Here is an 8765-nt window from a genome sequence, read left to right as displayed (position 1 = left end):
GGTTGCTAGAGGTGTACAAATGGAAGCCCAAAGTATAGAAGATAATGGACTTTCTTTCAATGTTTATATCCATAACACGCAGGAAGGTTATGTTATTGACTATCAAACAGGAAATTCTAGGGTTCAAAATTAATTAAGGGCGTAAAAATAGAGGTTACTTCCGCAAAAAGTAACCTCTGTACAATATAGAACCTACGCCCCATTCTAACAAGAGAATGGAGAGAAATCAAGATGAAGAAAATAAATAGTAATTTAGCAATGCTTATATTAACAGTAGGTATTTGGATTAGCTTTTTATCCATGGAATGGAAAGTTATTTTGTCTGGAGGAACAATGACTTACTTGTTTTGTTCGTGGGATGAATATATTGTAGAAGAACAATCAATCAAATATGAGCATTCAATGAAGAATATTTAGATAATTATATATGTTGAAATGATAAGTTTTTTTGATAAAATAATATTGTTAAACGTCCATACTATAGACTTTTTAGGTACTGTCCGTTAATGAAGTTTCAGGCAGTACCTATCTTTTTTATTTGATGTATAGATGTTATACTCAAGACGTAGTAAGTTTACGATAGCATTTTTTGTCTGTTTCTGAAGCAAATTTAGGGGCTATGTTTACGCATAGCTTTTTTTATTTTATTCATAGTATATCATTTGGTAATTTGCTAATATATTAAATGAAGAGGAAGTGAATAAGTTGTTAGTAGAAGCTGTTCATGTTCAACCAGCACATGGAAGGATAAATGATTCTGTCTACTTAAAAAATAAGATATTTACTTTTCGTGTAGCTGAAAAATTAGAAAAAGAGATTCAAAAGGGAATGCTTGTGTATTCTAAAGATGGTCAATTGGTTTATGTAAAAAATATAATTACAGGTAGATCTGAAGAAGAAGAAAATGAGTATACTGCGATCATTAGTAAAATCTTTAACGAAAATTCTGGCATTCTTCCTGTTCGAAAAGGAGAAGGAGTGCCTAAAATACGATTCATAAATAAAAAGACAATTTTTGAAGGGCTATTTTTGGAGTTAAAAGATAAGACTTTACACAAAACCAAACAAAAGGTTTATTTTAAAGCACCACAAACTGTCTATAAGAAAATTGGCATAGGAGATATTGTGATCTTTTCTGTTAAAGGTAAAAAGTACCATGTATTAATTATTCAAGTCTATAAACCGACAGAATTGAATAAAGAAGTAACTTTCACTCAACCGAAATTTAAACCATTTTTTTTGAAAAAAGTTGCGAAAGGGTTCAAAAAGACAGACTATATCACTATACCAAAGGAAGAGAATATTGTAACTTCTAATCAAAAGAAACAAGAAAATCGTAAACGTCCATTTATAATAAGAAAAACAAGTAAATAAGAAGTTATAGTTATAAACGAATATTTAATTTGTTCATTTGAGGTAGAAATGCTATAATACAATTGCGAAATGTAAAGATTTTGTACAATAGAAGCACAAAGACAAGCCTACTGCGAATAGGCTTGTCTTTTTTTTCATTCGTTGTGACTCCGAATGTGTGGTTATCGACAAATTGCCTAGTTATCGTCTTTATTGACTGCGCAGGAAAAAGCAGGATTTGAGGTACCAGCACTAAGAAAGTGACGTTACTTTTTATCCTAAAATTCTAAAAGTGATAGCACTTTACACACGTGTTAATACGTGTTATAATTATTTTGTAAGGAGGTATAGTGCACAATGCCACTTACGGGAAAAGAAATGCTTAAGTTATTGAAAAAAAATGGCTGGGCTGAGCGAAGGCAAGAGGGATCTCATCATCATCTTTATAAGGATGGTGTTAGAATCACTGTTCCTGTTCATGCCAATCAAGATCTTGGCCGAGGACTTGAGCAAAAAATTTTAAAGGATGCGGGATTGAAATAATCTCGCATTCGATTAAAGAAAGGATTGACTGAAATGTTAAGTGAGCCTTTAGCAAAAACCTATCCTGCTATTTTTAGCCCAGAAGAAGGTGGTGGGTACTTTATTGAATTTCCTGATGTTCAAGGTGCTTACACAGGAATTAACGAAGACGATATATCTTATGGAATTGCTATGGCACAAGAGGTGTTAGGTATGGTTTTAGCAGATTATATTGAGCATGAAGATCTACTTCCAGAACCAACACCAATCAATAAGATTTCTGTTGAAGATGATTCTTTTACTACTTTAATTCGTGTAGATGTTGCCAAATATTTGAAAGACACAGAACTTGTCAAAAAAACCTTAACAATTCCTCAATGGGCGGATAAGTTAGGCAAAAGAGCTGGCATAAATTTTTCAGTCCTTCTAACAGAATCAATTGCAGATAAAGCAGATAACATTCTTCGTTCTGGAAGAAATAATTAGAACTCAAAAGGGTCAGAAACTTAAAAGTTTTTGATCTTTTTTTATTGCTAGTTTCATAGAGCCTTCAGCAGCTCACTTAATTAGATTCGATAATATATTATTTAAGAGGCAACGAGTATACTCTGTTGGGCTATTATGTATTCATAAGATACTTGAATTTGTCATTTTTCTTTTTAAATGGTAATTTGTCTGCTATATAAATGATAAAATCAAATTGCAGAACTTATATCATATTCTGAAAGTTCTGCAATTTGAATAAATAAATTTCTTAATTAGAACTATCCTAATTAATGTATTCAACAGTCACACAAGATATTTGATTGATATTCATTAAAATAGTTTTTTTTAGCGTAACAATATCGCCCATTATCAGGAGCATAGAAAAAACTAATCTTATCTTCCATATTTGAGTAATGAATAGTATTTTTTTTCTTAGTTTCTTTTAAGTATAGTAGCGCCAATTCGTTTCTACAATCTATTTCCGAAGATTTATATTTTTTTAAATCAATAACGTTATCTTTTTCATGCCAGATGACCCAGCTTGTTGCAGATTCCTCAGTAAGTCCAGTCAAATGTTCCATTCCTTCACGAGTAATAATATATGTTGTACCAAATAATCGTATACTTCCTTCTAAGAATTTCTGAGGATTTTTATTATATTCTTTTCTAACATAATTTTCATTGAATCCCCATCGTTGACTAGCTTCAGCAGCCGAAAAAACGTCTAAATAATTAAGATCTGTATGCTTGCCCATATACAAGTTATAAGTATTGTTTGTTTTTACTAGATTACAGTTACTAAAATCTTTATAACATTGATTGATGAGTTCAATACTTGAATCTTCAGGAATATCTTTGAGTTTTTGTTTCATATCTTCAAAATATTCTACTACTTCTTTTTTTAACATATAATACTTCCTTTCTATAATAGGTACTTTGCAGTACCTATTATAGAGTGCAATAAGAAGAAAATCAAGGTTTTATGTGTCCATAAAATCGTCCCTTTCTGGACACTTTATTTTTTGACTTTATTTTTCAAAAAATCAACTCATTTTATGTTCATAAACCCATAACAAAATCTATGTTCAGTTAAACTATATAGATAAAGTTATGTTACAATGGAATTAATGAAGGAGTGATTTTTTGAAAATAGGATATGCTCGAGTATCTACCGGTTTACAAAATTTAGATTTGCAAGAGGATAGTTTAAAAAAATTCGGCTGTGAAAAAATTTTTACCGATCATATAAGTGGGATAAAAAGTAATCGACCAGGATTAGAAATGGCGATCGATTTTGTTCGTTCTGGAGATACACTTGTCGTTTGGCGTTTAGATCGTTTGGGGAGAAACATGGAAGATTTAATTTCAATCGTCAATCGATTGAATGAATGTGGTGTCAGTTTTCATAGTCTTCAAGAAAATATTACAATGGACAAATCTAGCTCTACTGGACAACTCATGTTTCATTTATTTGCAGCGTTTGCCGAGTTTGAACGAAATCTAATCTTGGAACGCTCTGCGGCAGGAAGAGCAGCTGCACGAGCAAGAGGAAGGTTTGGTGGTCGTCCTGAAAAATTGACTAAACAAGACTTGGAATTACTAAAGACTTTAGTGGATAGTGGAACACCGATTAAGACGATTGCGGAACGTTGGCATATTTCTAGAACAACGATTTATCGTTACTTAGATAAACTGGAGGGAAAATAATGGAAACGAAAACTGTGAAATTGGATGAAAAAACTTCCTTAGAAATAGTTACTTCTAAAGATTTCAAGGATTTTATAGTAATTGATGTCAGCTGGAATAAAAAAGATATAGAAAAGCTTTTTACTAACTGACAAGGTGATTTCAAACGCATTATTTTTGAAAAAATACTTGAACTGATTTTTTTATTTTCTAACATAATAAACACACTCTTAAAACTTACAAGTTTGCCGTTTGGAAGCTTTTGTCGTTGTCGTTTGCAAAGGATAGCAATGTTAGGATAGTTTTGAAGAAGTTCAATATGCTATAATTGAACTGTAGAAAAGTGAAAAGATGGTGGCTAATCTCTTAATAAAGGGGTGATGCCTATGGTTCATAGCTTTATCCCTAGAAGGGAGTAGCACGTGTCAACGTTTGAAGCAATTCAACTGATGATCGCTTTTGCGACGCTAGTTTTGCTGATAATTGACCATAAGGACAAAAAATAACCATCTAACACTTTGACCGAAGAGTAGATGGTTTGAGTAAATCATTTATTTTTAAGTCACCGTCTTTTTAACGGTTCTACAAGGGGCTATGTTCGAGCATAGCCCCTTTTTCTTATTTTAAGTATAGCAAAGTAATGTAGAAGTTGCAAATATGTTGGAGTAATCCTTTTTTTATTGAGTGCCTCATAAGTTTTTATATCTATGACTATATTTATATCTATATTTATGTTTATATTTATATACATGGATATATTTATGACCAAAAAAAGAATAGGCAAAAGCCTATTCCTGATAGACAGAGTGTTCTATATTTTAGTTTGGAAATTGACGTGAGTACTCTGCGTTTATAAGATCACGAATTACTTCAGAAACTGATTTTCGATTTAGAGTTTGTTTAAGGATTTGTACCTTCTCTTTTTCGGAAGGATAGAGAGTTATCTGTGTTGGTTTTGTTTTTTCGACTTGTTCAGCTGGATTTAAAGCTGTGTCTAATCTAGTACTAGTAGTATTAGAATCAGTTATTTCTGGACTAGTTGTTACTTCTTTAAAATTATTTTTTGCTTGTTCAAATCTATTTGCCATTATTGATCACTTCCGTTCAATTTATTTAAAATTGTATCGTATACTTTCCATGTCTGATTAAAGAAATTTTTATGTTTGTTGTAAAGCTCTTTATTTTCTGAATATTCAACTAAAGGTATCATTTCTAAGTTTGCTGTATTAATCAGTTCTTTATCGGGAATATAGCCTAAGTAATTTGGCTCTTTAGAAATAATTTCTAAAAACTCTTTACTAGAGTTAGTATTGTGTTTTACTTTATTTCCGATGAAATAATAGTCTGCTATTAGGTAACTTTCTCCCGTTCTAACCTCTACTAATTCTTTTCTTAATGTGTCAATATCTCTGCCTAATTTCAATAAAGCTTTAAAACCATCCATAGATGGGTCGGATACGCCAAGTATGATATCTGAAACTGCCCATGCATTTTGAGTAATCAAGCTTGTATCATTATGAGTATCTATGAAGATATAATCATACTTCTTCTGTAATACTTCAATATTCTTAACAAACCAAGAGAATAAAATCAAGCGATTATTTGGTTTATCCCTTATGAAATCTTCCATATCTGCTAGTTCGTGTCCACCAGCTAGCAAGTCTAAATTTTTATGAATATGAATAGGTTCTAAATTTTTTCCTTTGTACAAATTTGAGATTTTATTTTCGTCTTTCATTAATCCGTAATCATACTTTGAATATCTATCCGTTAAGTTACCTGATTTGTCCTGGTCTATCAAAAGTACTGAAGCTATTTTTGAAACTTTTTCAGCTACATTATAAACTGTACTAGATTTTCCTGTACCGCCTTTTTCAATATTCACTGTTAATGTTTTCAAATAATTGCCCTCCTTAATTTTCAATATTTATTAAGTTATTATATACATATATATAAACATGAATATGATCATAAACACAAACATAAATATAAACATGTTTATGTGGTGTCTTAATCAATAAAATCCGATTTTTTCTTAGAATGCATAATTTTGATGCCTATCGTAGAACGACCTTCCTTAACAGTTTGGTAATCGATTTTCATAGTAGTGCGACTATTTATATCTTCTTTTGCTTTTCTTAGATATGGAAGAACTCTATACCATTCAAGATGTTCTTTTTGAAATAAGAATTTTACTTCGTTTACAGATAAAAAAATTTCATTATCTGGTTTACAAGATTGTAGATATTCATAAAGCTTTTTAGCATGAATACTTTTCAAGTTAACAACGTCCATAAAAAAGAGTCTAGTTGATTGTCCTTCAACTAAGTTCAACAAATATGGCGCAAGATCAGAATCAAGGCGCAGTTTGACTCGACCGTTTTTAATATAAGGTTTATCAAGCCACCGACCGATTGTTTTTACTCCGTCAGGAAGCTCAATCCAGAAACCTTTATTAGCTAAATTTAGCAAAGCTTTTTCTGTGTTTAAATGAGCAGCCCCACCATGTCCAAACTTGCAAATTTCATTTAATTCAGCAATAGTTGTTTCTATTGTGAAGAAATCATCGTCAGTTTCTTTAACGTTGGTAACCATAAAATCGACTAAAGTGAGTTCTTTTGCTGTTAATGAATGTTTTGCTTTTTGAATAAGATTGGTTGATTTTTGAAGTGTTTTATTTCTCTTATTATCTATTTCATTTAAATCAAATAGCACAACATTTTCCATTTCATTCACCTGGCTACCTTTCTTATAGATTATATCTTCATGACTTATTCTACTACACATAAACATATTTATCAACATATTTATGTGTATATTTATATACATAAATATGTTGGTGATATCCATTGGTTTATATTTATGTATGTATTTCTATGAACATAAACACAAACATAAATATATACATGTTTGTGTTGAGGAATATTTATTTTCTTTAGTATTTTTGTAAAATAGTATAAGTAAATGATATAGCACAAAAAATTCCATTTTGTATATTAAGATTAAATCAATTAGCATATTTTTTTCCATATATTTCTCGTATACACGAACAAAAACATATACATGCACATGTATATGTATATGTTTTTGTTTATATTTATATATGTGTGTGTTTGTAAGAATATAGTAACGTAAATGCACGATAGAAAAGAAGTTAACTGCAGTTTAAAGCATATTCTGTAGACTTACTTTTGTAACAATCAATTATGCTATAATTAAATTAAATCGTTTACCTGGAGGAGATTTAATGGCAAAGACTGGATGGCTAGAACGTGCTAAAAGTAATTTGTTGCCTTTGAGTGAAGATAAAAATAATTTTTTTGAAGCAAAAAGAGAATGGATTTATGTCGGATTATTTGATAATGAGGAAGCTGATTTTGATTGTCAATTATGTGGTCATAAAGAAATCAGATATGAATATACAATCAAAAATAAATTGAATCAAAATAAAATGATTGTTGGAAGTTCTTGTATAACAAAGTTCATAGAACATATGGCAGAGACACATGAACATTTATATGATACTTTAGGAGATACAGTTACTGTGCAGAGGGTAGAACAAGATAAAGTTGATTATTGGGAGACAATTTTATTCGAAGCATTAAATAGTCGATTTTTTAAAACTGAATTTCAGCAAAGTATTACTAAACAAATCATAAAAGATGGAAAGTTAACAATTAATCAAGCAAAATATTTAAGGTCATTTTATGATACTTTAAATCAAAATGAAAAAACTGCATTTAGAAAAATTGTAAGTATAAAATTACGGAAAGACAAACATAAAGATCAATACAAAGATTTAACAGCATTAGAAAAAAGTTTTATTTTGAAATTATTAACTCCCCAACAAAAGAAAAGAATGCGTGAATTGTATGAAGGTTAACCTAAAAGGTAAGCTTTGGCTATGGATGTCTATAACTAAAAATTTAAATGAACTGTTTGTTGGTTTTTTTCTAATATCAAAAAAGGCTAGAGATAGTATCTTTTTACTCCAGTCTTTTTTGTTTTGCTAAAATTATCTTATTAGTTTAAGTCATTATTGGATAGAGAAAATAAGTTGAGATTATGAAATTTTATGGGAATTTTGCTAGAGATGGAATAACGTATGCTATGTTTAATAGTGGATAGAGCTTGATTTAAAGCGATTTGATTATTTAGCATAAAAAATTCCATGAAAAAGATAGTTTACTTTTTTTAGATGAATAATATAATATGGAGTAGAAGAAAGTTACATAAAAAAAGAGACGGAAATAATTGACTTTGGTCGGATCAATTATTTCTGAATCACATGAAAGACCCTCATGTGTTCGCGCTCGTCTCAATAAATAAATTAAGCGGTCTGACAAACCACTTATTTGTTTTACAAATGTGCGTTAATTATAGCACATTTGGAGCGAGCAGTTCAATAGATAAAGCGATACTTTTCTAGGTTTTTACAGAAATTTAAGCCGAATATTGAAAGAGAACACAGAACCATTTTTAAAATTGGCATGTGTTCTCTTTCAATACAATTCGGAGGAAATTTTAGGATGGAAAACTTAGATCAATGCTATACAGCTTTGTTAAAACAAGGCATTCGTACATACAAATATCGAAACAGCACCATGAAGCCTGTCGGGTATGAGAATACCAACAGGAATGGTGCAATCTTTGCGTACCGCAGCAAACAATTAATGAACGCAGGACGTGGGATGGTTATTACGTCTGAAGAAGCGATT

General features: G+C 30.5%; 12 protein-coding genes and 2 pseudogenes. 10 read left to right on the top strand and 4 right to left on the bottom strand.

Annotation, left to right across the window (positions count from 1 at the left end; translation table 11 throughout):
• From RV14_RS12810 to RV14_RS11345, 5 genes and pseudogenes are all read left to right on the top strand, one after another.
• Positions 1–133 (top strand): annotated as a pseudogene (locus RV14_RS12810) (DNA/RNA non-specific endonuclease); the annotation flags it as partial.
• Between the two features lie 98 nt (positions 134–231).
• Positions 232–417, top strand: coding sequence for a hypothetical protein (locus tag RV14_RS11360; RefSeq protein WP_071856355.1), 186 nt, complete (start codon positions 232–234; stop codon positions 415–417).
• 279 nt (positions 418–696) lie between these two features.
• Entirely contained in the window at positions 697–1374 is a 678-nt protein-coding gene (locus RV14_RS11355) for a hypothetical protein (protein WP_245785510.1), read from the top strand.
• 336 nt (positions 1375–1710) lie between these two features.
• A complete protein-coding gene (locus RV14_RS11350; RefSeq protein ID WP_071856353.1) occupies positions 1711–1896 on the top strand; it encodes a type II toxin-antitoxin system HicA family toxin in 186 nt (61 codons plus the stop codon).
• 33 nt (positions 1897–1929) lie between these two features.
• Positions 1930–2361 (top strand): type II toxin-antitoxin system HicB family antitoxin, encoded by a 432-nt coding sequence (locus tag RV14_RS11345; protein ID WP_002305052.1) that lies wholly within the window; start codon positions 1930–1932, stop codon positions 2359–2361.
• A 296-nt stretch (positions 2362–2657) separates the two neighbouring features.
• On the opposite strand, the gene RV14_RS12805 is transcribed toward RV14_RS11345, so the two are convergent.
• Entirely contained in the window at positions 2658–3269 is a 612-nt protein-coding gene (locus RV14_RS12805; RefSeq protein ID WP_071856352.1) for a helix-turn-helix domain-containing protein, read from the bottom strand.
• Positions 3270–3504: 235 nt separating this feature from the next.
• Here RV14_RS12805 and RV14_RS11335 point away from each other — a divergent pair, with 235 nt between their 5' ends.
• The 3 genes from RV14_RS11335 to RV14_RS13090 all read left to right on the top strand — a co-directional run bounded on the left by RV14_RS11335 (position 3505) and on the right by RV14_RS13090 (position 4553).
• Complete coding sequence (locus tag RV14_RS11335) at positions 3505–4068, top strand: recombinase family protein (protein WP_071856351.1); 564 nt, start codon at positions 3505–3507, stop codon at positions 4066–4068.
• A complete protein-coding gene (locus tag RV14_RS12875) occupies positions 4068–4199 on the top strand; it encodes a hypothetical protein (RefSeq protein WP_281245812.1) in 132 nt (43 codons plus the stop codon). The genes RV14_RS11335 and RV14_RS12875 overlap by 1 nt, the downstream gene beginning before the upstream one ends.
• 270 nt (positions 4200–4469) lie before the next feature.
• Positions 4470–4553: a putative holin-like toxin gene (locus RV14_RS13090; RefSeq protein WP_219336905.1), complete on the top strand. Its 84-nt coding sequence runs from the start codon at positions 4470–4472 to the stop codon at positions 4551–4553.
• A gap of 312 nt (positions 4554–4865) precedes the next feature.
• Here the strand turns inward: RV14_RS13090 and RV14_RS11330 are convergent, their stop codons facing one another.
• From RV14_RS11330 to RV14_RS11320, 3 genes are all read right to left on the bottom strand, one after another.
• Positions 4866–5135 (bottom strand): ribbon-helix-helix protein, CopG family, encoded by a 270-nt coding sequence (locus RV14_RS11330; protein ID WP_071856350.1) that lies wholly within the window; start codon positions 5133–5135, stop codon positions 4866–4868.
• On the bottom strand, positions 5135–5947 hold the full coding sequence (locus RV14_RS11325) for a ParA family protein (protein ID WP_071856349.1): 813 nt from the start codon (positions 5945–5947) through the stop codon (positions 5135–5137). The genes RV14_RS11330 and RV14_RS11325 overlap by 1 nt, the downstream gene beginning before the upstream one ends.
• Positions 5948–6057: 110 nt before the next feature.
• Positions 6058–6774 (bottom strand): replication initiation protein, encoded by a 717-nt coding sequence (locus RV14_RS11320; protein ID WP_081129310.1) that lies wholly within the window; start codon positions 6772–6774, stop codon positions 6058–6060.
• 520 nt (positions 6775–7294) lie between these two features.
• Here RV14_RS11320 and RV14_RS11315 point away from each other — a divergent pair.
• Positions 7295–7930 (top strand): hypothetical protein, encoded by a 636-nt coding sequence (locus RV14_RS11315; RefSeq protein ID WP_084650400.1) that lies wholly within the window; start codon positions 7295–7297, stop codon positions 7928–7930.
• 646 nt (positions 7931–8576) lie between these two features.
• Positions 8577–8765 (top strand): annotated as a pseudogene (locus RV14_RS11310) (primase C-terminal domain-containing protein); the annotation flags it as partial.

The organism is Enterococcus ratti (assembly GCF_001886195.1).
Lineage (GTDB): Bacteria > Bacillota > Bacilli > Lactobacillales > Enterococcaceae > Enterococcus_B > Enterococcus_B ratti.
The sequence above is the reverse complement of the archived record's forward strand: the minus strand, read 5'-3'. Positions and strand labels throughout refer to the sequence as shown.